This window comes from Polaribacter gochangensis, assembly GCF_046224025.1.
Taxonomy (GTDB): Bacteria; Bacteroidota; Bacteroidia; order Flavobacteriales; family Flavobacteriaceae; genus Polaribacter; species Polaribacter gochangensis.
Genome location: NZ_JBJXRF010000002.1, coordinates 346,287 through 372,328 on the forward strand (window position 1 = coordinate 346,287; position 26,042 = coordinate 372,328).

General features: G+C 29.6%; 21 protein-coding genes. 7 read left to right on the forward strand and 14 right to left on the reverse strand.

Translation table 11 applies throughout. From position 1 onward, the window contains the following. The first annotated feature begins 146 nt into the window (after nt 1-146). The 3 genes from ACEWL1_RS06915 to ACEWL1_RS06925 all read left to right on the forward strand — a co-directional run bounded on the left by ACEWL1_RS06915 (nt 147) and on the right by ACEWL1_RS06925 (nt 4,501). A complete protein-coding gene (locus tag ACEWL1_RS06915) occupies nt 147-3,359 on the forward strand; it encodes a sensor histidine kinase (protein WP_409232563.1) in 3,213 nt (1,070 codons plus the stop codon). 7 nt (nt 3,360-3,366) lie between these two features. Continuing rightward, nucleotides 3,367-4,008: a response regulator gene (locus ACEWL1_RS06920; RefSeq protein ID WP_409232564.1), complete on the forward strand. Its 642-nt coding sequence runs from the start codon at nt 3,367-3,369 to the stop codon at nt 4,006-4,008. Nucleotides 4,009-4,135: 127 nt separating this feature from the next. Continuing rightward, nucleotides 4,136-4,501 (forward strand): response regulator, encoded by a 366-nt coding sequence (locus tag ACEWL1_RS06925; protein WP_409232565.1) that lies wholly within the window; start codon nt 4,136-4,138, stop codon nt 4,499-4,501. 194 nt (nt 4,502-4,695) lie between these two features. Here the strand turns inward: ACEWL1_RS06925 and ACEWL1_RS06930 are convergent, their stop codons facing one another. Further along, the gene (locus ACEWL1_RS06930) at nt 4,696-5,208 is read right to left on the reverse strand and encodes a hypothetical protein (RefSeq protein ID WP_409232566.1); all 513 of its coding nucleotides are present in this window, start codon (nt 5,206-5,208) and stop codon (nt 4,696-4,698) included. A 480-nt stretch (nt 5,209-5,688) separates the two neighbouring features. Between ACEWL1_RS06930 and ACEWL1_RS06935 the strand changes: the two genes are divergently transcribed. Beyond that, nucleotides 5,689-6,054 carry a response regulator gene (locus ACEWL1_RS06935; protein WP_409232567.1) on the forward strand — a complete coding sequence of 122 codons (366 nt, stop codon included), beginning with the start codon at nt 5,689-5,691 and terminating at the stop codon, nt 6,052-6,054. Nucleotides 6,055-6,478: 424 nt separating this feature from the next. Here ACEWL1_RS06935 and ACEWL1_RS06940 read toward each other — a convergent pair whose 3' ends face one another. Both ACEWL1_RS06940 and mnmE read right to left on the reverse strand, forming a co-directional pair. Further along, nucleotides 6,479-6,991, reverse strand: a complete 513-nt coding sequence (locus tag ACEWL1_RS06940) for a hypothetical protein (protein ID WP_409232568.1) — start codon at nt 6,989-6,991, stop codon at nt 6,479-6,481. A gap of 347 nt (nt 6,992-7,338) precedes the next feature. Next, nucleotides 7,339-8,733 carry a tRNA uridine-5-carboxymethylaminomethyl(34) synthesis GTPase MnmE gene (mnmE, locus tag ACEWL1_RS06945; protein ID WP_409232569.1) on the reverse strand — a complete coding sequence of 465 codons (1,395 nt, stop codon included), beginning with the start codon at nt 8,731-8,733 and terminating at the stop codon, nt 7,339-7,341. Nucleotides 8,734-8,836: 103 nt separating this feature from the next. Between mnmE and ACEWL1_RS06950 the strand changes: the two genes are divergently transcribed. After that, on the forward strand, nt 8,837-9,175 hold the full coding sequence (locus ACEWL1_RS06950; RefSeq protein WP_409232570.1) for a DUF4870 domain-containing protein: 339 nt from the start codon (nt 8,837-8,839) through the stop codon (nt 9,173-9,175). A gap of 308 nt (nt 9,176-9,483) precedes the next feature. Here the strand turns inward: ACEWL1_RS06950 and ACEWL1_RS06955 are convergent, their stop codons facing one another. Both ACEWL1_RS06955 and miaE read right to left on the reverse strand, forming a co-directional pair. After that, nucleotides 9,484-9,921 (reverse strand): DUF4268 domain-containing protein, encoded by a 438-nt coding sequence (locus ACEWL1_RS06955; RefSeq protein ID WP_409232571.1) that lies wholly within the window; start codon nt 9,919-9,921, stop codon nt 9,484-9,486. An 89-nt stretch (nt 9,922-10,010) separates the two neighbouring features. Then, a complete protein-coding gene (gene miaE, locus ACEWL1_RS06960) occupies nt 10,011-10,592 on the reverse strand; it encodes a tRNA-(ms[2]io[6]A)-hydroxylase (RefSeq protein ID WP_409232572.1) in 582 nt (193 codons plus the stop codon). 113 nt (nt 10,593-10,705) lie between these two features. Here miaE and ACEWL1_RS06965 point away from each other — a divergent pair, with 113 nt between their 5' ends. After that, nucleotides 10,706-12,529 (forward strand): cation:proton antiporter, encoded by a 1,824-nt coding sequence (locus tag ACEWL1_RS06965; protein ID WP_409232573.1) that lies wholly within the window; start codon nt 10,706-10,708, stop codon nt 12,527-12,529. An 80-nt stretch (nt 12,530-12,609) separates the two neighbouring features. On the opposite strand, the gene ACEWL1_RS06970 is transcribed toward ACEWL1_RS06965, so the two are convergent. Beyond that, complete coding sequence (locus ACEWL1_RS06970; protein ID WP_409232574.1) at nt 12,610-13,389, reverse strand: hypothetical protein; 780 nt, start codon at nt 13,387-13,389, stop codon at nt 12,610-12,612. A gap of 70 nt (nt 13,390-13,459) precedes the next feature. After that, nucleotides 13,460-15,154 carry a DNA polymerase III subunit gamma/tau gene (dnaX, locus tag ACEWL1_RS06975; RefSeq protein WP_409232575.1) on the reverse strand — a complete coding sequence of 565 codons (1,695 nt, stop codon included), beginning with the start codon at nt 15,152-15,154 and terminating at the stop codon, nt 13,460-13,462. Nucleotides 15,155-15,370: 216 nt separating this feature from the next. Between dnaX and msrA the strand changes: the two genes are divergently transcribed. Further along, nucleotides 15,371-15,955: a peptide-methionine (S)-S-oxide reductase MsrA gene (msrA, locus tag ACEWL1_RS06980; protein ID WP_409232576.1), complete on the forward strand. Its 585-nt coding sequence runs from the start codon at nt 15,371-15,373 to the stop codon at nt 15,953-15,955. Between the two features lie 90 nt (nt 15,956-16,045). Here msrA and ACEWL1_RS06985 read toward each other — a convergent pair whose 3' ends face one another. From ACEWL1_RS06985 to ACEWL1_RS07015, 7 genes are all read right to left on the reverse strand, one after another. Further along, a complete protein-coding gene (locus ACEWL1_RS06985; RefSeq protein WP_409232577.1) occupies nt 16,046-16,876 on the reverse strand; it encodes a hypothetical protein in 831 nt (276 codons plus the stop codon). 296 nt (nt 16,877-17,172) lie between these two features. After that, entirely contained in the window at nt 17,173-18,177 is a 1,005-nt protein-coding gene (locus ACEWL1_RS06990; RefSeq protein ID WP_409232578.1) for an alpha/beta hydrolase, read from the reverse strand. Between the two features lie 256 nt (nt 18,178-18,433). After that, nucleotides 18,434-20,209 carry an AMP-dependent synthetase/ligase gene (locus ACEWL1_RS06995; RefSeq protein ID WP_409232579.1) on the reverse strand — a complete coding sequence of 592 codons (1,776 nt, stop codon included), beginning with the start codon at nt 20,207-20,209 and terminating at the stop codon, nt 18,434-18,436. A 76-nt stretch (nt 20,210-20,285) separates the two neighbouring features. After that, complete coding sequence (locus tag ACEWL1_RS07000; protein ID WP_409232580.1) at nt 20,286-22,046, reverse strand: AMP-dependent synthetase/ligase; 1,761 nt, start codon at nt 22,044-22,046, stop codon at nt 20,286-20,288. Nucleotides 22,047-22,287: 241 nt separating this feature from the next. Continuing rightward, complete coding sequence (locus ACEWL1_RS07005) at nt 22,288-23,064, reverse strand: pentapeptide repeat-containing protein (protein WP_409232581.1); 777 nt, start codon at nt 23,062-23,064, stop codon at nt 22,288-22,290. Nucleotides 23,065-23,119: 55 nt separating this feature from the next. After that, nucleotides 23,120-24,442, reverse strand: a complete 1,323-nt coding sequence (locus ACEWL1_RS07010; protein WP_409232582.1) for a sensor histidine kinase — start codon at nt 24,440-24,442, stop codon at nt 23,120-23,122. Further along, nucleotides 24,443-25,813, reverse strand: a complete 1,371-nt coding sequence (locus tag ACEWL1_RS07015; RefSeq protein ID WP_409232583.1) for a sigma-54-dependent transcriptional regulator — start codon at nt 25,811-25,813, stop codon at nt 24,443-24,445. It lies immediately after the preceding gene. Nucleotides 25,814-26,042: the final 229 nt, after the last annotated feature.

Here is a 26,042-nt window from a genome sequence, read left to right on the forward strand (position 1 = left end):
GTAGTTATTTTGTAATTAGTAGTTTGTATATTATTTACTCGGATAAGTTTTTAATTTATTTTTTTAGGGGTGACCCTACTAATGTTCTGTTTGACGAGATACAATCATATAAAGGTATTGCCTTTATTTTCTTAACAGCGATTGTTTTGTTTTTAATACTTAAAAAAAGAGATGCTATCATAGAAAAATATATTAACAATAAAACAAGGTATTATAATTTATTTAATAACACACTTCATGGTGTAATCTATACCACAAATGATGGTGTGATTTTTGCGTTAAACAAGGCTTGTCTAGATATTTTTAATGTAACCAAAGCAAAGGTGATTGAAAAATCTGTTTATGATTTATCATCAAAATTAGTTGATGAAAATTTAACTCCAATAGCACTTCGTGAGCATCCAGTTAAAAACGCAATTCTAACAAAAAAAGTAGTTAGTAATGTAATTGTTGGTTATTTAAGCCCTAAGACCAATGTGTATACTTGGTTAAAAATTAATTGCATTCCTGAGTTTAAGAGAGGAAATAAAAAGCCATACAGAATTTGTATTACCATTGACGACATTACTTTGTTGAAAAATTATCAGAAAGAACTTGAAAAATCTCAAGAAGAAATAAAAGATTCTTTACAGAAAGTTGCTTTAAATGAATTTTTATTGAAAGAAGCCAATGTGATGGCAAAAATTGGTGTTTATGAAATAAATTCTAAAAAAGACAACATCAATCTTTCTGAGGAGATGTACCGCATTTTTAATATTCCTATCGAAGAAGAATATCCTTTTGAAATAGTGAGAAAATCTTTTAAAGAACAGTCGAAAATTCTTTTAAATAAAGTGGTGAATGAGTGCATGGAAAAAGGGACTCCATTTGATGTAGTACTCGAAATAGAACTCAGAGAAAGGCCAACAGTGTGGGCGAGAGTAATAGGAAAACCCATCTACGGAGAAAATAATGAAATAATCGGCAGGAGAGGAATCGTAAAAGATATTACCAAATCTAAAAATAATCAGGATAAATTAGAACAATCTAAAATAGATTTAGAAGAATCTTTAGCTGTAGTTAAGCGGAGTGAAATTCTGTTAAAAGAAGCTGGAAAGTTAGCTAAAATAGGAGCTTACGAATTGCTTACAGAAGCAGATGAATATTATTGGTCTGATGAAATGTATGCCATTTTTGGTCTAGAAAAAGGCACAGAAATTCCTCCGGAACAAGAGGTTAATAACCTATTTACTAGTAAATCTAAAGAGAAGTTATTGTTAGCTGTTGTAAACTTGGAAACTAAAAACATTCCTTTTGATTTAGAATTAGAACTAATTAATTTTAATCAAGAATATATTTGGATACATGTTATCGCTAAGCCTATTTTTAATGAAGACGAAAAAGTAATAGGAAGAATAGGTGTGATGCAAAATATTACAGATTCTAAAAATGTACAACTAGAATTAGAACTTTCTAAAAACAAACTTGAAGCTTCTTTAGAATTGGCAGAAAAAAAAGACATTTCACTAAAAGAGGCGAGTAAATTAGCGAAAATTGGGTATTGGGAATATGATCAATTAAACGATACAGTTACATGGTCAGAGTATATTTATCATATTTACGGAGCAGACCCAAAGCAAGATCCACCGTTACAACAAAAAATTGTAAAAGTTTTTGATAAAAAGTCTCAACAAAAATTAATGGAGGCAAATACAAGACTTATTGAAAAGGGTGATTCTTATGATCTTGAGTTTAGAATAGTCAATTTAAAAAATGAAGAAATTTGGATACGAAATGTAGTTCAACCTGTATTTAATGAAAAAAATGAAGTTGTTGGTAGAAGAGGAGTTCTGCAAAATATCACAGATTCTAAAAAAGCACAATTAGAATTAGAATTGTCTAAAAACAAACTAGAAGCTTCTTTAAACTTAGTAAAAGAAAATGAATACCTGTTAAAAGAAGCTGGTAGAATGGCAAATATTGGTTACTGGGGATACGATATGCAAACAAATACAAACATTTGGTCAGAACCTATTTATAAAATTTATGGAGTAAATCCAAAAGACGGCGTACCAGAGCTTAATGTTATTCTTAGTGTTTTTGAGGAAAAATCAAAAAAGAAACTTTTAAAAGCAATGTCAAACCTTACCAATAATGGAGTTCCTTTTGATATTGATTTAGAAATGACCAATTTAAAAAAAGAAAAACGTTGGATACGTAACATAGGAGAACCCTTGTATGATGCGCAAAATAAAATTATTGGAAGAAAAGGTGTGGTACAAGATATAACAGAACCAAAAAAAATAATGGCTCAAATAGATGAAACTGAAAAAATGTATCGTTTATTAGCTGATAATGCAAACGATTTAATTTGTTTGCACGAAACAGATAGTACTTTGGTCTACCTAAGTCCTTCTATAAAAGATTTATTAGGCTATAATAGGTCTGAACTTCTAGGTAAACCAATTTTTGAGTTAATTTATAAAGAGGATGTCCTACCTCTAAAAAAAGCTATTGAAGAAAGAGTATTTAAAGATGTTGATGCCGAGGCTTTTGTTTTTAGAATTCGCCATAAAAAAGGACATTTTATATGGCTAGAAACTTTAGCAACCTCTATTACTAAGGATAATGAAATAGTTTCATATGTTTCTTCAAGTAGAGACATTACACCTTGGGTTTTAGCAAAGCAAGAAATTCAAGAAAACCAAGCTTTACTTCAAAAATTAACAACAGAAATTACTTTAATAGAAGAAAAACAAAAAAAAGAAATAGCCACGAATATACACGATCATTTAAGTCAGTCTTTAGTGATTTCTAAAATGAGAATTAATGAATTGAAAAGGAACCCAGTATTTAAAAAGGTTGGTAAAGATTTGTTATTTATAGAAAAACATATTTCTGAAGCTTTAGAAAATAGTCGTAAAATAACCTATGAGCTTTCTCCACCTGTACTATATCAACTAGGAATTATAGATGCATTAAATTGGTTACTTGACAATATAGAAACTACGCACAAGATTAAGTGTGAGCTGAACTGTAATGTAATTCACATTAAACTTAGTGATGTAAAAGCAATTTTATTGTATAGAAGCATTCAAGAGGTAGTCATGAATTCAATAAAATATGCAAAAGCCTCATCAATAAATTTAACTATTGATAAAACCGATTCTGAGATTCAAATAAGTATTAGAGACAATGGAGTTGGTTTTGATATCACTACACTAAACAGGAAACATCACAACAAAGAATCAGATTTAGGATCAGGACTTGGATTGTTTACAATTAAAGAGCGTATCCGAAATATACAAGGTGAGTTTTCTATTTTATCAGAAATAAATGTTGGCACAACTGCAAAAATTGTTGTTCCTTTAACCCAATAACTTAACTATGGAAGAAATTAGAATATTATTAGTTGATGATCATAAACTGCTTCGTGATGGATTAAAAAACATTATAGAACAGAGAGCTGATATGCATATAATTGGAGAAGCATCTAATGGTAGAGAAGCAATTAAAAAATGTTCAAAACTACAACCAAATGTTGTTGTAATGGATGTTGCAATGGCTGGTTTAAATGGAATAGAGGCTGCAAGTCAAATTCATAAAAACCACCCAGAAATAAGAATTATTGGTGCTTCTATGCATTCTAGTAAACAGTTTATACAAGGAATGTTTAATGCTGGGGCATTAGGTTATTTATTAAAAGATGGAGACGCAGAAGAATTAATTACAGCCATAATTACCGTAATGGAAAACAGAAGATACTTATCAAAAGATATCAATCAAGAAATTCTTATTTCATTAAATAATAGTGAAGAAGAAGAAGATAAAAAAGAATTGAGCTTTAGAGAAAAAGAAGTTTTACAATTAATTGCAGAAGGTAATTCTTCAAAAGAAATTGGAGAAATTTTATTTTTAAGCTCAAAAACGGTTGATGTACATAGAAATAATATCATGAAAAAAATAGATATTTACACCATTTCAGAATTAACAAAATATGCAATACAAAAAGGATTAACTTCATTGTAAAGACAAAGATTTTTCTTTTTGTTAAATACGTATCTGTACTTAGGTAGTAAATATAAAAAAATAACTATCTTCGTCTTTTATTTTAGTTTATTTATTTTCTTCCCCCACAATAATTTAATTAAAACATATGAAACCAGAATTAAGCAACTTATTAGTTGTGGAGGATAACCTGTTTATAGGTGAAAAAATAGTTCATGCAGCTAAGGAAGTTAGTGGTATTAAAGAAGTGTTTTTAACTGAGTTTTTACAGGAAGCAATTTCTACTTTAAGCAACGTAAATTTTAAGTTAATTGTACTCGATCTGAGTTTGCCTGATGGTAATGGTATTGAGTTACTAAAATGGCTTAAAGAAAAAGAAACGACAACAAAGGTGCTTGTGTTTTCTACAGGTGTTGAATTAAAACAAATATGTTTAAGATATGGTGCTTTTGCTTTCTTTGATAAATCAAAAGATTTTGATAAATTAATTGATACTCTTAAAACACTCAACTGATAGCACTTAACAAATTACACCTCACTTGACAAGTTATTACTTAATCTTGTAAAAAAATGGAGAGCATAAAAAGGGCCCTACACCTCTAATTACACTCTCCTTTTCACCCTAATTATTATATTGTTTTTTATTAAGAAAATTGGAGAGTGAAAAAGGTCCCTACACCTCATTTATCACTCTCCTTCTCCCTTAAGTTATAAGCTAAATTTTAGTCCAACAAACCCGCTAATTACGTATTCGTTATCAGAATTATATAGCACTTTTAAATCTTTTCTTTTTGTAAGTTGTTGTGTACAAACAAACTTTAATTTGTCATTAACTTTAAAATTAAGTTCTCCACTTAAACTAAAACTAGCAAATCCTTCTTCTTGTCTGTAAATTTTTCCGTAATCTAAATAGATACCAGCACCAATTTTATTATAAATACTTTTAACAACGTATCCAGCACCAATAGCATATCTTTTGTAATTTTTTCCTATTAAATCAGCATACTCAACAGATACATAGGTTGCAAAATGACTTTTTTGAAGATTGTAAACAGGAACTTCAATTTTAGATAAAATGTTTGTTGTTAAAGGATCGTTTCCTTTTTGATCACCAACTAAGAAAAGTCTTAAATCTTGTTGTAAAGAAATTTCGATGTTGCTTTGAGCGTAGCTAAATAATGAAAGTATAAGTAGAAAGCTAGTAAAAAATATTTTTCTCATAATGGGGGATTTTATGTAATAATTAATTTGTATAAATTAGTACACTACAAAGATGCGCAGTAATGCAAAACCTCCCAATAGGTAATTTTCTTAATTTTAATAACTGTTATTAAATTGATATAAAAGGACTTATAAAAGGTGAAAAGAAGTGTGCATAAAAAAAAGCTAAACTTACAGGGGATAGGTTTAGCTTTTTTATAAATTCTAAGGGGATAAAATATAAAGGGGATAAATATAATTGTAGAACTTAATTGTATTAAAATGCTACACTACAAAGATGCTTGTAATTACGGAATGTACCTATAGGTAATTTCCTTAATTATTTAAGACTTTATTCTTGTTTTTGAAAATACTGTTTTGTCTTTATTTATTTGGATTAACTCGTATTTTTTTAGGTGATTTGCTTATATGAAAATTTGTTAAAGATGTATATTTTTGCCTTTTAGTTTATTAGTCTAACAAAACAAAATACATCAAAAATTGAATTCTAAATCAAATAACTTGTTAGTTGTTGAAGATAATCTCTTTATAGGGGAAAATATCGTTCATGCTGCCAAAGAAGTTAGTGGTATAAAAGAGGTGTATTTAACTGAATTTTTGCAGGAAGCAATTTCTACTTTAAGTACTGTAAATTTTAAGCTAGTTGTACTCGACTTAAGTTTACCTGATGGTAATGGTATAGAGTTGCTAAAATGGATTAATGAACAACAAATTAAAACAAAAGTTCTTGTATTTTCTACTGGTATAGAACTAAAACAAATATGTTTAAGATATGGTGCTTTTGCTTTCTTTGATAAATCAAAAGATTTTGATAAATTAATTGATACTCTTAAAACATTAAATTAAAAGCGTATTTCTTCTTACTTCTAAATTATAGAATTTTAAAATTTCGAAAAGTATTACAGATAAAAAAAACTAAACTCAGGATGAGATTTAGCTTTTTTAAATAATCTTTAAAAAAAAGGATATACTTGTGTGGTTAATTCTTTTTTAAATAATTACTGTATAAAAAGAGGAACTATTGTATACATTCCAAATAGGTATTTCTCTTAATTGAACAATTAACTATTCTTATTTTTTTTTTGAAATCATTTTTTAAGAAGAGTAATACAGGTTTCTGTTAAAGAAAAATAGGAGAATGTAAAAGAGATCCCTACACCTCTAATATCATTCTCCTTTTCACCCTAATTATTATATTGTTTTTTATTAAGAAAATTGGAGAGTGAAAAAGGTCCCTACACCTCATTTATCACTCTCCTTCTCCCTTAAGTTATAAGCTAAATTTTAGTCCAACAAACCCGCTAATTACGTATTCGTTATCAGAATTATATAGCACTTTTAAATCTTTTCTTTTTGTAAGTTGTTGTGTACAGACAAACTTTAATTTGTCATTAACTTTAAAATTAAGTTCTCCACTTAAACTAAAACTAGCAAATCCTTCTTCTTGTCTGTAAATTTTTCCGTAATCTAAATAGATACCAGCACCAATTTTATTATAAATACTTTTAACAACGTATCCAGCACCAATAGCATATCTTTTGTAATTTTTCCCTATTAAATCAGCATACTCAACAGATACATAGGTTGCAAAATGACTTTTTTGAAGATTGTAAACAGGAACTTCAATTTTAGATAAAATGTTTGTTGTTAAAGGATCGTTTCCTTTTTGATCACCAACTAAGAAAAGTCTTAAATCTTGTTGTAAAGAAATTTCGATGTTGCTTTGAGCGTAGCTAAATAATGAAAGTATTAGCAAGAAACAAGTAAGTAATATTTTTCTCATAATGGGGGATTTTATGTGAATAATTAATTTGTATAAATTAGTACACTACAAAAGTGGTTAAAGTTGTTGGCTGCACCAATAGGTAATTTTCTTAATTTTTACCATTAACATTTTTATTAACAAAGAATGACTTATAAAACCTTTCGAAAAAGTATGCATAAAAAAAAGCTAAACTTACAGGGGATAGGTTTAGCTTTTTTATAAATTCTAAGGGGATAAAATATAAAGGGGATAAATATAATTGTAGAACTTAATTGTATTAAAATGCTACACTACAAAGATGCTTGTATTTACCGAATGTACCTATAGGTAATTTTCTTAATTATAATAATTGAAACTTTTTTGTATTACTTCCCAATACAAAAGTTAGAGAAAATATGTCCAAGTATATCTTTATCAACATCATATTCTCCGGTAATATTTCCTAAATGGCGTAAACATTCACGAATGTCAATAGAAAATAAATCTGTAGAGATTTCTAAATCGATTCCTTGTTGCACAGAGTTAATTGCAATCAACGCATTATTTAAGGCTTCAAAATGACGAGAATTAGAAACTATAGTTTCATTATTGCTTAATGCGCCTGTATTAACCAATGAAGTTAATTCAGTTTTTAATTCGTTAATACCGATTTTTTGTTTTGCGGATAATAAAATTAAATCAGCTATTTCTGATTGTAAAATTGATGAATCATGACAAGATATAGTGTCAATTTTATTTGCTATAACTAATAAACGTTTATTTGGAAAACGTTCTTTAATCGTTTTAATCTCGTCTAAAAACACATCACTAGAATGTGAAAATTTATTAGAGTCAATTAAGAAAATAATTAATTGCGCATTTTCGGCTTTTTCGTAGGCTTTTTTAATTCCGATATTTTCTACAACATCTTCCGTTTCTCTAATTCCGGCAGTATCTATAAAGCGAAAGGCAACACCATCAATAATTAACTCATCTTCAATGGCATCTCTAGTTGTTCCTGCAATTTCAGAAACAATGGCTTTTTCTTCGTTTAAAAGTGTGTTTAACAAGGTTGATTTCCCAACATTTGGTTCGCCAATAATGGCAACCGGAATTCCGTTTTTCATGGCATTTCCAAATGCAAACGAATCAATCAAGCGTTTTAAAACCGAAGTAATTTGAGCAACCAATTCTTTAAATTTTGCTCTATCAGCAAACTCAACATCTTCACCAGAAAAATCGAGTTCTAATTCTATCAACGCAGCAAAATCTAACAGTTGTGCACGTAATTCTTTCAATTCATTGGTAATTCCGCCACGCATTTGCTGAATCGCCATTTGATGACTTGCTGCCGAATTAGAAGCAATTACATCAGCAACAGCTTCGGCTTGACTTAAGTCCATTTTTCCGTTTAAAAAAGCACGCATGGTAAACTCACCATTATCTGCCATTCTACAACCATTTTTTAAAAACAATTGTATAATTTCTTGCTGGATAAATACAGAACCGTGACACGAAATTTCAATGACATTTTCACCTGTATACGAATTTGGATTCTTAAAAACAGAAACCAATACTTCATCCAAAATATTATCATTATAAACAATATGACCTAAATGTATACTGTGAGATCTTTGATTGTTTAATGTTTTTCCTTTTTTTACAGATTTAAAAAAAGCATCCACAATTTCAATCGATTTTTCGCCAGAAAGGCGAATCACAGAAATAGCTCCAACTCCAGACGGAGTGGCCAATGCAATAATTGTATCGTTTTGAATCATGGCACAAAGATACGTAGTTAAATTAGTTTGAAAAACTCAAATTGTGTAACAAACTATAATTTTTAGAGTCTTATTAATAGATCAACTACTAAAATTTATCAAGATGAAAGAAAATAAACAATTACTCGTATTAACACATTTAAGTCAGTTATTAGACTTTGTTTCTGGAATTGGCGGATTTATTGTTCCTTTAATTTTATGGCTAGTAAAAAAAGATGAAGTTTTCGGAATGGATACACACGGAAAAGCAATTTTAAACTTTAGAATTACCATGTTTATCTACTTGCTAATTTGCATTCCATTAGTATTGTTCTTAGGATTAGGAATTGTTGGGTTTATAGTCATCGGAATTTTTTACTTAATTTTTCCTATTATAAATGCGCTCAAAGCAAACAATAATGAAGCTCCAAATTACCCGTTTAGCATTCAGTTTATAAAATAACACAACAACACATTATTTGAATTTAAAATCGCTCTTTTTGGGCGATTTTTTTTGTGAAAAAATAATAAAAAGTTGGGCGTTCCCTTGCTTCGCAAAAGCTACGTAAGGTCAGGCTTTGCACTACAATCTTTTTATTTGTTCTCGATACATCACGCTTTGGCGCGACTCTCGAACTGACATAAAAAGGATTTCCGCTACAATCCTTAACGCAGGCTAATTTATGAAGAAGCTGTTTTCTTGAAAGTATCGGAGTTTTTATTTTGCTTAGATTCCTGCTTCCACAAGAATGGCAAAGTCAATAATGTGTATTAAATCGCTTGCTTGATATACTCTTCGTATTCATGAAAAAACAACTCAAACTGTTCCATGTTTTCAACAAAAAACTCAAAACAACCTTGCCAAGAATTTTTGTTATAAATGCTAAATTTCTTCGGATAATTTACATAAACACGATGAATAATTTTACCAGAATCTAATTGGAATTGCTGATCAAAAATTACTTCAGAAAGATATTCTTCTGTTAAAATATTTTTTAAGGATAGTAGTTGTTCAAATAACAATTCGTTTTGTGTTTCATCAGGATGTTCAATATCTAGCACCACCATTGCTTGTTTGCGTTCTGCAACAAACTTAAACGAAAAACCTTTTATTTGTGTATTGTATTTCAACCACTTCCTAGGAAAAGATTTCCCAAATGCAATCCAAAAGTCTTTTCTAAGTTGGGCAGCTTCTTCTTTGCTAAACATTCTTTCAATTGTCAGTTATCAGTTATCAATTACCAATTATCAGTTATCAATGATAATTGTCCATTGTTCACTGTTCACTGTTCATTGTTTTATCCGTGAACTTTGGCTTCTGTTCCACGATTTCTCATCATTTCTGCTTCAAATTCTAATAAGGAATTCCATAGTTTATCAACAATATCTCTTTCTTCATATTCACGAGCAAAACCTAAAAAAACTGTATAATGATTGGCTTCAGAAATCATTAAATCTTTATAGAATTTAGACAATTCTTTGTCCTCCATATTTTCTGAAAACACTTTAAAACGCTCGCAACTTCTCGCTTCAATTAAGGCAGCAATTAATAAACGTTGTATCAAAGCTTCTTTTCTATCACCCGTTTTTTTGAAGAATTTCATCAACTGAATGGCGTAATCGTTTTTTTGTTCACGTCCTAAAACCATTCCGCGTTTTACCATAAAATCGTGCACCATTTTAAAATGCTCCATTTCTTCGATGGCAATTTCACTCATTGCTTGTACTAACTTCGTTTCTTCAGAATAATTGATAATGATAGAAACGGCGTTAGACGCCGCTTTTTGCTCTAAAAAAGCATGATCTGTTAATATTTGCTGTAAATTATCTTTGGCAATTTCTGCCCAAGAAGTTTTTGTTTCAAACTGTAATCCTAACATAAATTTATCTTCTAAAATAGGAAAACAAAATTACTGATAATTTATAGAAGCATCATGGCTGGTTTTATTGTTTTTTTTTTAACTTCCCAACCAAATTTTAAGAGAATTAAAGTATGTTAGAATTAGCAGGAATTATCATTTTAGGAATATTAGCACAATGGGTTGCATGGAAATTTAAAATTCCAGCAATTTTACCATTAATTTTAATTGGTTTATTGGTAGGGCCTATTGCTGCTGAATTTTTAACAGAAGATGGTTCTAAGTGGATTGAACCAATTTGGGATGGAAAAAAAGGTTTATTTCCTGGTGATGGTTTGTATTATTTTGTTTCACTAGCAATTAGTGTAATACTTTTTGAAGGTGGATTGACTCTGAAACGAGAAGAGATTAAGAATGTTGGCCCTTCAATTACAAAACTAATTACTTTAGGTTCTGCAGTAACCTTTTTTGGTGCTGGAGTATTGGCACATTATTTATTTGATTTAAGTTGGCAAATATCATTTCTTTTCGCGGGATTGATTATTGTAACCGGACCTACAGTTATTACACCCATTCTTAGAAATATTCCGCTTAAAAAAGATGTGTCTGCCGTATTAAAATGGGAAGGAATTTTAATTGATCCTATTGGTGCGTTAGTTGCCGTTTTGGTTTTTGAATTTATTAGCGTTGGTGGAGATAGTGGTTTTACAAAAACTGCTTTGATGGAATTTGGTAAGATTTTATTATTCGGAACATCCTTCGGATTTACCTTTGCGCACGCATTGGCATTTGTCATCAATAAAAAATTAATTCCACATTATTTACTAAACGTTGTTTCATTATCAACCGTGTTATTGGTTTTTGTTGAATCAGAAGTTTTTGCTCATGAGTCTGGTTTATTAGCTGTTGTTGTCATGGGAATGGTTTTAGGTAACGGAAAATTAAAAAACATTAAAGAGTTATTGTATTTTAAAGAATCCCTAAGTCTTTTACTCGTTTCTATTCTATTTATCTTACTTGCTGCAAATATAGATATAGTTGATTTAATGCTACTGTATAATTGGAAAACAGCTGTTTTATTTGCAGTTGTTGTATTTGTAATTAGGCCTTTAGCAGTTTTTCTAAGTACGTATAAATCAAAGCTAAAAACAAACGAAAAGTTATTTATAAGTTGGGTTGGGCCAAGAGGAATTGTAGCTGCCGGTATTGCATCTTTGTTTGGAAGTAAACTAATAAAACAAGGTGTAGAAGGGGCTGAATATATCACACCAATGGTATTTATGATTGTTTTAGGTACTGTTTTATTGAATGCAACAACAGCAAGGGTTTTTGCTAAAATTGTTGGTGTGTTTTTAACCTCATCAGACGGAATTTTAATTATTGGTGCATCACCAGCTTCACGTTTAATAGCTTCTTATTTGAAGAAAAATAACAGAAGAGTAGTGCTAATAGACAGCAATCCTAATCATATTAAAAAGGCAGAAGACATGGGTTTAGAGGCTATTGAAGCAAGTGTTTATGATGATGATTTGTCAGAAAACATTGAACTAAATGATGTAGGTTATTTAATGTCTTTAACCGGAAGCACTGTTATTAATGAATATGCCTTGTCGAAATATACAAAAGATTTTGGGGAACAGGGTGCCTATCGTTTAATTTCATCAGATGAAATGAAAAACCCAGAGGAAACGCCTATAGTTGGATTGTTTTCACATACTGATGATTTTATCAATTTAAGTGAAGTCGTTAGAGATAACCCAAAAATTAATGAGGTAGAAATACTTTCTAATGAAGATTATATTACTAAAATAGGAAAACTTAATTCAGAAATTGGCTCAATTCCTGTCTTTGTTAAAAGTAATGATGGTGTGATTCATATCATTTCTTCATATTCAGAAAAAATGAATGTAGAAGAAGGAAATATGTTAATGTATTTAGGGAAAACAATAGAATTTTAATTAAAAAGTAGCTGTTCGAGGTTTTTCTTTAAGTTTCCCCTTAAAATTGTCATTCTTGTGAAAACAAGAATAAAATTACTTTATTTACTCCAACTTTTTTCAAAAGAAACTCCTTTTTGTAATTGCTTTGTTAACGACGTTAAACCAGCATTTTTAATGATTGAAATCACTTTTTTTGGCCATGTTTTTCTGTAGTTATAAGAATTTAATTTACCTCCAATTCCGTTGATAAAATCAATAGCAGTTTGTTCTTCTAATAATATGCTTTTTCCGTGCTTTGCAACTAAAGCATCCATTTTTTTTCGAGTTTCTCGATAGGCTTTTATTCTACTTTTTCTTCCAATAAAAACAGTAACAAAATCTCTAATATTTGCCACATGAGCATTCGCTTTTGCCTTTGGATTGTGTTTAAAATACCCTAATTGATATTTTGTGCCAGCTATTGGTTTTGGTCTATAATCTTTCTTTAAACATTCTGGTCTGTTTTCCCATTTCAATTCTTTTTTAGAATATTTTAGAATCTCTAAAGAATCAAATAAAATCTTCTTAGTTTTTAAGACTCTTGGCAAACGTAAAGCAGGCAATTCTGTATCGCCTCTTCTGGTTCCTAAACTCAAAATGTTTCCTGTAATTTGTCCGATATAACCGCTGTCCCAACCAGATTCTAGGCCAGTAATTGCCAATAAAGCTGCTGGAGGAATATTATTGTCTAAGCATAATATAGTCGCTTTTTTAGACATTCCTTTGTAAAAAGATTTTACATGAGCATATTTGCGTAAACTATATTTTTTTGTATTTTTTTCTTGAGAAAGACAATGAATAGTAAGTAATAAAAATAAAATGGCAGTTATTTTTTTCATTATCAGCAACTTAACTTTAATTCTTTTTTTTAAACTGGCTAAAGATATAAATTAAACAGTGCTATACAAATTATACGTCTAATTTAAATACATCTTTTAACCTTGCCATTGCAGGGTTTTTTTCTAGCAATTTAGAAAATTTTTCTTGAGGTGTATATGCAAATTTTTTAACAACAGTTTCATTTACAAGAATTGAAAGTTCAATTCCGTAATTATTTAAAGTAGTTCTTAGGTGTTTTATAAGTTTTGGTTTTTCCTTTTCTATTTGATCTTGCATCAAAGTATTTGGCAATGTCAAACTAATGGTAAAGCCTTCATTTAAAACAGGAAGATCCGCATTAAAAGTAGCTGCAATGCTTTTTTGACCACTTTTAATTAATTTTGTATGATATAATTTCCATGCTTTTTCAAGCTCTTTTTGTGTAAAAACATCTTTTGGGTGATTGTCGAAATTCTCATCAATAACAACTTCTTTTTTGTCTTCTTTTTTGATGTGAATACTTTTTAAAGACAATGAAGAGGCTCTTCGTTCAACGTTTTTAAGAACAGGCTTTTTTGAAACAACTTTTTGTGTTGGTTTTTTTGGCTCTTCAACTTTAGCGATATTTTTTTTGTTTGCTGTTGTTTTTGCAATTGCTTTTGCAACAGGAGAAAGTGAAGTGAAAAAAGTAGCAGGAATTATGTAGTTAACTGACTTTTTTTTTTCTCCATCAAAAGTGATAGAGGCAATTTGCATTAAGGTTAATTCAACCAACAATCGTTGATTTTTACTAGCTTTATAACTTAAATCGCAATCGTTTGCTTTGTTAATTGCAGCAACTAAAAAAGGTACATTTGCTTTAGAAGATTGTGCTAAATATTTCTTTTTAGCCGAATCTCCAACCTCTAATAAATCAATAGTTATTTTATCTTTGGCAACTAACAAATCTCTAAAATGAGAAGCCAAACCATTGATAAAATGATGCCCTTCAAAACCTTTTGATAAAACGGTATTAAAGGCAACTAGAATTTCGGGAATCTTGTTTTCTAAAATTAAATCTGTTATGTTAAAATACACATCGTAATCTAACACGTTTAAATTTTCAGCGACTGCTTCTCTAGTTAAGTTTGTTCCAGAAAAACTTACAACTCTATCAAAAATTGACAATGCATCTCTCATTGCACCATCTGCTTTCTGAGCAATGATGTGTAGTGCATCATCATCAGCAGCAATTCCTTCTTTTTCAGCTATAATTTTTAAGTAATTTTTTGCATCTAAAACGCCAATTCTCTTAAAATCAAAAATTTGACAACGTGATAAAATAGTCGGAATTATCTTATGTTTTTCTGTAGTAGCTAAGATAAAAATTGCATGTGCTGGCGGCTCTTCTAAAGTTTTTAGAAAAGCATTAAATGCAGCTTGAGACAACATGTGAACCTCATCAATAATATATACTTTATACTTTCCTGTTTGTGGCGGAATTCGAACTTGATCTGTTAAATTTCTAATATCATCAACAGAATTGTTTGAAGCAGCATCCAACTCAAAAATATTAAAAGCAAAATCTTCATTTGTAGAAATATTTCCAGCTTGATTTATTTGTTTTGCTAAAATTCTTGCACAGGATGTTTTTCCAACTCCTCGCGGTCCTGTAAACAATAAAGCTTGTGCTAAATGATTATTTTTTATAGCATTTTCTAACGTATTGGTAATTGCTTGTTGCCCAACAACATCGGCAAAAACCTGAGGTCTATATTTACGTGCAGATACTATAAATTGTTCCATGAAATAACCATTTCTTTATAAAAACAAATGTAGGTAACTCGATGGCGTTTTACAACTAAACTTGTATTTGGATTGCTAAAGTTTTTAACAATTGTATAATTTCTTTTTATCTTACGACCAAGTTAAAAATTAGAAATCATTTGTATGAAATTTTTAAAATCTATTCTTGTTATAACTTTTACTCTTTTGTTCTTTTTAATGATGAGCTTTTCCAATATGTCAGCTCATAAAACTTTTTACAAAACTCAACATAAAGAACTAAAAATTGCATATTTCGCAAGCGGATGTTTTTGGTGTGTAGAAGCTATTTTTGAAAGTGTTGATGGAGTAGAAGAAGCCATTTCTGGTTATGCTGGCGGATTTACAAAGAATCCAACATATCAATCAATCGGAACAGGAAGAACAGGACATGCAGAAACGGTTGCTGTGTATTACAATCCCAAGAAAGTAAATTTTATAACGCTCGTGAAAGTTTTTTTTGGTTCTCATGATCCAACCACAAAAAATGGTCAGCATCCAGATTATGGTTCACAATACAGATCTATTGCTTTTTATCAAAACAATTCAGAAAAAAATATGATTGAGCAATTTATAAAAGATCTAAATGATTCTTATTATAAAGGTAAAATTGTAACTGAAGTTACAGAGTTAAAACAGTTTTACCAAGCAGAAGCATATCATCAAAATTATGAAAAACTAAATCCGAACAATCCGTATGTGAAAAATGTTTCAATTCCGAGATTAAATCGTTTTAAAAAGAAGTTTCCTGAATTGTTAAAGAAAGGTGCTGTTAAACATTAAATATAAAAAAAGCGTTGCCAATTGGCAACGCTTTTACATGCATCCTTAATACACAATAAAGTATAAACTGTGTGGGTTTATACAATGTTTTTATTGATCCTCTAATAGCACATATTGAACATACATTCTATATGCTCCTGGTTCTGCAAAACTTTTATTTCCATTAGATGCGCCACCTCCAGCTAATACTGTATTGGCATTTGCACTAGCAACAATATTTTCTGCAACTGTTGCATCTGCGTTATAAGCATTTGGAAAAACCGCTGGATAACCTGGTAATATTCTATAATCAATTTTGTAATAGAAGTTTGGATCTTTCTTTTTTACGTTCGAATAAAAACTTCCAGCTGGCATATAATCTTTTTTATCACCACTAGATAGTCCGCTTTGTCCTGCAATATATTTTCCACTTCTATTTGGCGGTGTAGCAGAACCATCAGCAGCAACATACAAGCTGTTTCCAGCACTTGATCTAAACGGATTTGTAAAGTCTTGACTGTAATCTGGATACGTTGCTAAGCTTCCTTCAGTTGCAGTATTAATTTGACTTTGTTTAATCTCTAACAAGCTAAGTGGTAAATTTGCAACAGAATTTACGTCAGAGCCATAACTTTTTTCTTGTTCCCAAAAAGTACTTCCGTTTGGGTTGTCTTTAATTGTTCTTCCAACAGCATATAAATCCCATTTAACAGTAGAAGTTACTTTTAAAATGGTTGCAGCATTTTTTACAATTCCGTTTGCAAGTTGTTTTTTGTTGTTAAAAACAAAATTAATTTGTTCTGGCGATGTCATTTCTAATTGCAGAACAGGTTTTAAATCCATCAGAAAAGAAACTCCTGATTGACTACTTTTTTGAGCTTGAATTAAAGTAACGATTCCAATTAAGAATACACTGGTTACTAATTTTGATACATTTTTCATAATACACGTGTTTTAAGGATTACTAATTATTTTTACTTTTATGTTTAACCTTCCTAAAGCACCTGCAATTAAATGCAGATGCCGTTTAGGAGGGGTTATCTTGTTTATTATCAATGCAGTAATTAGGTGAGCTAATTATTGTACTGACGGTTATTATTTAATTTTTAATTTGAAAAACGATGTTAAAAACAATTGCTAATACTGTAGGGATTCATTAGCAATACCACATGTTTAGGGATTCTGTGGTTCGAATCTGTTGACTTTAACTGTACTTGAATTTTTCTTTATTTCTAAATTTAAATTTTTTGTATCCAGTTAATAATCGTGTCTGTTGCTTTTTTATCGATGTTATAAATAACATTAGATTGTAAAGCTCCAGCGGTTAAGTAATGATTTAAATTTTTCATCACTTTTACCGTTATTAAGGGGTTGTTGTAATTTTTCAACAAATTAACTTCCGTTTTAGGGTTTACAAATTTATCTTCTGTACCAATGAGATAAATTGTCGGAATTTGAAGCTGTTTGTAAACAGTTTCATAATCTTGTTTGAAAAGGTTGATATGTGTTAAGCTCCAAAATTTGATATCATTTAATTTAAAACCTTTTTTATGAATGGCTTTAATACCTAAATCTCTTAGTGCTATAGAACTTATATTTTTTTGTTGCTTTGTTATTTGTACTAAGGTGTCTAATAAAGCAATAGTTTCTTGTGCTGTTTTATTTTTGATTTTATACTGTGGAAGTGTTTGTATCTGATACTTAGAAGCTTCAGAAAAGTTTTTAACAGGTGACGCAATTTGAATTAAAAAATCGACCTTAGTTGTAGAGTTTGCACTATTATTACTCGTAATTGCAGAAGCCATTCCGCCTAAGCTATGGCCAAGTATGCCAATTTCTTTATTTTTTAATTCGGGTAAGGATTTTAGATATTTTATACAATAAGAAACATCGTCAGTTAGGCGTTCAATATTAGATGTAAAGTTTCCTTGAGATTTACCTACACCACGTTCATCAAAGCGATAAACGGCAATGTTGTTCTCTAAGAATGTGCTAGCTAATTTATAATGTGAATAACGAGTGTCTTTTCCAGAACCAGGAACAATTACTACAATTTTTTTATAAGAAGATTTTGGCGTAAGTAAGGTACCAGACAAAAGAATATTATCTGTGTAGTTAAAGAAATCTATATCTAAATGAGTATAGTTTTCTTTCCCTTCTATTTTCTTTTCATGAGAAAATATAATTTGACCATTAACGAATGTGCACACCAATAGGAGTGACATTACAATGATTTTCTTCATAATATTTAAAATATAATTACGATTTACATTGTACTTATATCTTCTTTAGGGTGAGGATAGATGATAAAATTAATGATGAATTTTAAGGGAATTCATCTGATAAACTAGGGTTGTTTATCGTATCGTATTTAAGGGAGTATAGAAACTTTAATTCCTATATTAAATTCGCTGCAAATATATACTTTTTATTTTATTAAAAAAAATAAACATTTTATAAATAAAAAAAGCGCTACTTGCTAAGTAACGCTTGTTGTAATTATCCTCTGTAAATTTCTTCGTAGAGATCTTTATAAATTTCTTTTATTATTTTTCGTTTCATTTTCATGGTCGGAGTTAAATGTCCGCCATCAATTGACCATTCTTCTGGAGTTAATTTAAACTTTTTAATTTGTTCCCAATTACCAAAATTAATATTGCAATTGTCTACTTCAACTTGAATTCTATGATGTACAATTTCAGAATTTGCAATTTCTTCGTTAGACGTTCCAACTGCATGTCCTTTTCTTTTAATCCAATCTTTAATAAATTCAAAATTAGGCTGAATCAAAGCTGCAGGCATTTTCTCTCCTTCTCCAATTACCATAATTTGTTCTATAAAACGAGATTGTTTTAAAACACCTTCTAAAAGGGCTGGAGCAACATATTTACCACCAGAGGTTTTAAACATTTCCTTTTTACGATCTGTAATTTTTAAAAATCCGTCTTTAGAAACTTCTCCGATATCTCCAGTATGAAAATAATCACCAGTCATCACTTCTGCTGTTTTTCCTGGATCTTTGTAATAGCCCAACATAACATTTGGACCTTTTACTAAAATTTCTCCGTCTTCAGCAATTTTTACTTCAACATCCTCAATAATTCTACCAACTGTTCCAACTCTAAATCCTTCATTTCGTTGGTCATTTACAGAAACAACAGGGGATGTTTCAGTTAAACCATAACCTTCCATAATTGGCATTTCTGCGGCAGCAAAAAAGCGTGTTAATCTTGGTTGTAAAGCAGCACTTCCAGAAACCATTAAATCCAATCTTCCTCCTAAACCATCTTTAATTTTTGAAAATATTAACTTGCGAGCTAAGGCTAATTTTTTTTCGTACCACCAACCATTGGCGCCATAAGGTTCGTATTGTAAACCAATTTCAATTGCCCAATAAAATAATTTTTGCTTGATGCCTTTTAACGCTGTACCACGTCCATATATTTTATCGAATACTTTTTCGTATAACCTAGGAACTGCTGTCATTACATGAGGTTTAATTTCTTTTAAATTATCGCTCATTTTTTCTATAGATTCTGCAAAATAAATTTCTACACCACAATATTGATATAGGTATAAAATCATTCTTTCAAAAATATGACAAACAGGTAAAAAACTTAAAGCCTGACTTTCTCCGCTAACTAAAGGGACTCTTTTTTCACTTGCTAAAACATTAGAAACAATATTACCATGCGATAACATTACTCCTTTGGGCTTTCCAGTTGTTCCTGAAGTATAAATAATTGTTGCTAAATCATCAGAAGTTACTACCTTTTTGCATTCTTCAACATCAGGTTGATTGCTTTCATCAATACCAAGTTGAAGAATTTCAGACCAATTATGTTCACCTATTATGTTATCAAATGTATAAACTCCTTTTAGCTGTGTATTTCCTTTAATTTGATTTAATTTTTCTAATACAGTTTCATCAGAAACAAAACAATAAGTTGCACCTGAATGATTTAAAACATATTCATAATCTTCTTTACAGATGGTTGGGTAAATAGGAACGTTTTGTGCACCTAATTGTAAAATACCAATATCCATTATATTCCACTCAGTTCTATTTGTGGTTGATATAACAGCAATTTTGTCATCTTTTTTTATTCCTAAACGTAATAATCCACGACTAATCTGATTTGCTTGATCAATATATTCCTTAGTTGTTATTGAATACCATTTATTATCTTTAAAAGAAGTTAACGCTTTTTCTAGGTTGTATTTTTTTAGCTGATAATATGGAAAATCGAATAATCGTAAAATTTTTGATGACATAAAGTAACAATTTGAAAGTAGTGCAAAGTATAAAAAATAGGTTGATTTTACAAATGAAATCAGCCTAGATATCATTTTAAGAATTATAAATTTTTTGGAATAAATGTTTGTACTTCTTTTTTATATTTTTGCGTTTCATTTTCATGGTTGGTGTTAGTAAATCATCTTCTATTGACCATTCTTCTGGAGTTATTTCGAATTTTTTTATTTGTTCCCAATGTCCAAAATTTGCATTACAAATAGCTATCTCTTTTTGAATTCTTGAAATAAGTTTAGCATCTGTTGCAACATTTGTAATGGTGTAGTTTTTTCTTCTTGCCCATTCTTTTACAAAATCAAAATTAATTTGTATCAATGCTGCTGGCATTTTTTCACTTTCTCCAATCACCATTGCTTGCTCAATAAAACGAGATTGCTTTAAAACACTTTCTAACACAGCAGGAGCAATATATTTTCCACCAGAAGTTTTAAACATTTCTTTTTTACGATCTGTGATTTTTAAAAACCCATCTTTATCTATGGTTCCAATATCTCCTGTATGTAAAAAACCATTTATAATGGTTTTATTTGTTAGTTCTTCGTTTTTATAATACCCCAACATTACGTTAGAACCTTTTACTAAAATTTCTCCGTCCTTTGCTATTTTAACTTCGATATCATTTAAAACTTTACCCACAGATCCAATCTTAAAATTACCATTTCTTAAATCGTTAATAGATACTCCAGGAGAAGTTTCTGTCATTCCATAACCTTCAAAAATCGGAATTCCTGCTGCGCAAAATATGGTAATTAAACGTTCTTGTAGAGGAGCGCTGCCAGAAACCATAAAGCGTAATTTACCACCTAAAGCTTCTTGCCATTTGCTAAATATTAGTTTTCGAGCTATTTTTAGTTTAAAACTATAAAAAGCAGTATTTTGATTATACGGTTTATATTTTTCAGCCAAAGCTAATGCCCAAAAAAAGAGTGCTTTTTTTATTCCAGAGAGCCCGTTTCCTTTAGCTACAATTTTATCAAAAACCTTTTCAATTAATCTTGGAACAACCGGCATAAAATGTGGTTGAATTTCTTTTAAATTATCACCTAATTTATCAATTGATTCAGCAAAATGAACTTCAAATCCCATTAAGTGATAATAATAGGAAGCAAAACGCTCAAAAATATGATTGATTGGTAAATAACTAACAACTCTATGATGATTGCCCTTTAGATCTAGTGCTTCTGCACTTACTAATGTGTTTTCAACAATATTTCTATGTGATAACATTACACCTTTGGGTGTACCAGTTGTTCCAGAAGTATAAATTATGGTTGCCAAATCATCTGGTTTTACAGTTTTTTTACGCTCTTCTACTATGAGTTGATTCTTTTCTGAATCCCCCAATTTTAAAAAAGAACTCCAGCTAGTTTCTGCATTGATTTCATCGAATGTAAATACTTTTTTTAACTGTGTTTTCTCTTTAACGGCATTGACTTTATTTAATAAATCTTTATCAGAAACAAAGCAATACAAAGCATCAGAATGGTTAATGATATATGCATAATCTTTTTCAGATAGCGTAGGATATATGGGAACATTTTGAGCGCCAATTTGTAGTATCCCAATATCTAACACATGCCACTCATATCTGTTGTTTGAACTTATAATTGCAATTTTATCATTTGGTTTTATGCCTAAGTTTAATAATGCTCTACTAGCATTATTTGCTTGTTTTATAAATTGTTGGGTAGAGATTGATTCCCAACTATTTTCTTTCTTAAATACATAACATTTTTCTTGAGGAAATTTTTCATGTTGATGATAAATAAAATCAAATAATCTGCTGGGCTTGCTCATGTTTAAAAAATATTGAGCAATATAAATAAAAAAGCGTTATTTTCGAAGATAACGCTTTCTGTATATATTAATAAAAGTTTATAGAAGCTGGCTTTATTTATATAAAGCCAGCTATTTTAAGAGTAAGTCAGCCCCTAATCTCACTTAAACTTAACTATTTCATCTTTTTCAGGGATCATAATTTCCAGTGCAAGATATATAGTTTATAGTTTAATGTCAATAGGTATAAATACCTGTTTTTTTAGTGGAAACTAAACTTTTTTCCATTAATGCTGGCATATTTTGCATCAACATCATATTCAACATGCATTCCTGCAACATCAAATTGGCCTTTTACTTTTGTGTATTTAATGTTTAAATCTTCTTCAAAACGTGTTTTATTAAAAGAAACACCATCTTTAAACTTTGTATATTTGAACGTAGCTGATTCTTTAAAAACAGCATTAGCAAAGCTTACATTATTATTAAAAACAGTGTATTTAAAAGTAGATTCTTCTCCGAAAATAGTATTTAAGAAACTAATATCTCTTTTAAAATCTGCATATTTAAATGAAGTATCTCCATTAAATTTACTCTCAGAAAAATCAGCTTTGCTTCTAAAGTGTGAATATTTAAATTGTGCCATTTCTTTAAAAACACAGTTTTTAAAAACGGCAAGGTCATCAAAATTGGCTACAAAGGTATATCCAGTATCTTCATCATGGATGTATGCAAAAACATTGTCTTCAAACGTACAGTTTACAAATGAAATTTTACTATTAATTTGTTTTTCTACCTTATTGCTAGAACTATTATTGCTCCACCAACTACTTTTTCTTCTTTTTGGTAGTTTTTCTAACTGATCGTTCATGAAAGTGAAATCTAAATCACCTACAATTGTTGCATTTTTATAGGTAATATCTTTTCCGTTTTTGATATCTCTCATAATATCTGAAGCATGTATTCTTTTTTGTGCGATACTTATTGTTGTAAATAAGAAACAAACAATAAGAGCTGTAATTTTTAAACTAATTTTCATAATTGATTCTTTAAGGTTTGTTGTAAAGACATGTATTTTCTTAAATTGTTACAGTTTAGTTTATGAATGTTATAATAAATGAAGTCTTTCCTTTTTTAGAGTTAAATTGAAGAGTTCCGTTATGTGCTTCGATGATGCTTTTAGAAAGTGTTAGACCAATTCCAGAGCCATCTTTACGAGTTGTAAAATACGGAATGAATATTTTGTCTTTAATTTCATTAGAAATACCACTTCCATTATCTATTATAGATAGATGTGTTCTGTTTTTATCAGAAGAAATATTAATTTTAATTAGTGGTTCAGCAACTTTTTCGAAAGAGTGAATACAATTAGAAATTAGATTTATAATTACTTGTTCTATTTGTTGACTGTCGGCATTTAAAATATTAAAATTTTCGACTGTAAAGTCTATTTTAATATTTTTTTGAGAAAACTCTTGATCAAATAATAGCAACGTATTTTTAATGATTTCTGTTAAGTTTACTTCCTCTTTTTGTGGCAAAGGTAATTCTGCTAATTTTCTATACGTATCTACAAACGATGTTAAATGATGTGATCTTCGTTTGATGATTTTTAATCCTTGAGAAAGCTCATCGATGGTATTTTCATCTGTGTTTTCTTCGTGCAATAAGGAGTCTAAATTTTCTGCCAAACTACTAATAGGGGTAATGGTATTGATAATCTCATGAGACATTACATTCATCAATTTAAACCAAGCTTCTTTTTCTTTTTTATCAATTAATTGCTGAATGGTTTCTAAGCTAACAATTAAATAACCATATTCATTTGTTTGAGTAACAGAGGTTTTTAAAAAGAAATTTTCTTGTTCTTCGTTAATAGTTAAAGAAATGGTAAGTCTGTTTTCTTTCCAATCGTTTATGTATTGGGCAAGTGTTCCTATTCTCTTGTTTAATAAATTCCAGTTGTAAAATTTCGGAATTTTTAAAAAATTAGCAAATGCTTTGTTGATTTGAAAAACTTCAATGGATTCGTACGTATCTTTTCTTAAAATAAGAATTCCGATACTTAAACTTTCAATAATATTTATAAAAATTAATTCTTCGGATGTTTTTTGAAGATTATTTTTCCTATGTTTTTCTAGCAATAAAGCAGTTTTGTTATGTAAAGGGTTTTTCCTTTTTTCACTAGAAATGGTATTCGAATAATCGTCGTACAATAAACAATCCATAGATTTTTCTATGTCACTAAATAATTTTTTTAGATAATCAATCAATAAAAAAAGTTGAAAAAGGATAAGTAAGAAAAAGCCAATAGTATTAATGATATAGGCGTTTGTATAGCTGTTAGAAACAACAATTCCGTTAAGAATAATTAATAAAACTCTAACAATAATTTGAATGTATTGTGGTTTCCCCATTTATAATTGATGCTTTTCTAATCTTCTATATAAAGCGGCTCTTGTTAAGCCTAAATCTTTTGCAGCTCTAGAAATATTACCTTGATGTTTTTCTATTGCTTGTTCAATTAAAATTTTTTCTGTTTCCTCTAAATTTAGACTATTTTCTAATTGTACCGTTGTTTTTTTTGCAGAAAAATGTAAATCTTCAGGCACAATTTTGACATTGTCTGTAATAATAACAGCACGTTCAACGATGTGTTCAATTTCTCTAATATTTCCCGGCCAATTGTAATTATTTAATCCGTTTATAGCTTCTTTGCTAAAACCTTCAATTTTTTTTCTGTACTTCTGATTCAGTTTTTTCAAGAAATAATTCGCTAATAATTCTATGTCTTCTGAACGGTTACGAAGTGGCGGTAAGTTTAATTCTATGGTGTTAATCCTAAACAATAAATCTTGTCTAAAAGTTTGTTCATCAACCATTTGGTGAATTGGCGCATTGGTAGCACAAATAATACGAACATCTAAATCTCTTTCTTTTCCTTCTCCTAATCGTGTTATTTTTCTATTCTGAATTACAGTTAGTAATTTAGATTGTAAATGAAGTGGTAGGTTACCAATTTCATCTAAAAAAATGGTTCCACCTTTTGCCAATTCAAATCTACCTAAAGTATCTTTTTGTGCATCTGTAAAAGCTCCTTTTGCGTAACCAAATAATTCACTTTCAAATAAGTTTTCATTTAGAGAACCTAAATCTACATGTATAAATGGATGATTTTTACGTTCAGATTGTAAATGTATTTCTTTTGCAAACACGTATTTTCCTGTTCCGTTTTCACCTAAAATTAAAATATTCGCATCCGTTGGGGCAACTTTTTGTACTAATTTAATAGCCGAATTCATCGCAGGAGAATTGCCAATAATATGTTCTGTTTTTTGATGAAATTCTTTGTCTTGTTGTTCCTGAATCGTTTCTAATTGTGTGTTTTTTCTTTTAGAGCGCGATAATTCTACTCCAACATTAACAGCAGCATATAACTTTTCTGAAGTCCAAGGTTTTAAAATAAAATCTGTGGCGCCTTTTTTTATTGCTTCTACTGCCACATTAACACTACCAAAAGCGGTCATTAAAATAACAGTTGTTTCTGGGCTAACTTCTTTAATATGTTTTAACCAATACAAGCCTTCTTTTCCGTCTTCAAAACCAATACGGTAATTCATATCTAACAGCACAACATCCAAACTGTTTTTGGAGATGTGTGAATTTATTTTCTGGGGATTGTTTTCAGTGATAATTTCTGAAAAATATTTTTTTAAACTAATTCTTGCTGAAAACAAAATATCAGTATCGTCATCAACAATTAAAATTGTGGCTTCTTTTTTTCTCATACCACATAATTAATACTTTGTTTGAATATGAACAAAAAATTGTTCGAAAATGAACACACATAAATTCGGGCTCTTTTTTAAGTAGTTGATTTATAGTTGATTAAATTTTGTTATACCGTGGCATATTTGTGGCTTATACATAATCAAACAAATAACAAAAATGGATAAACAAATTCAACCTAAGAATAAAAAAACAAAAAAAATATTGCTTTGGGGAATTCCTGCAGTT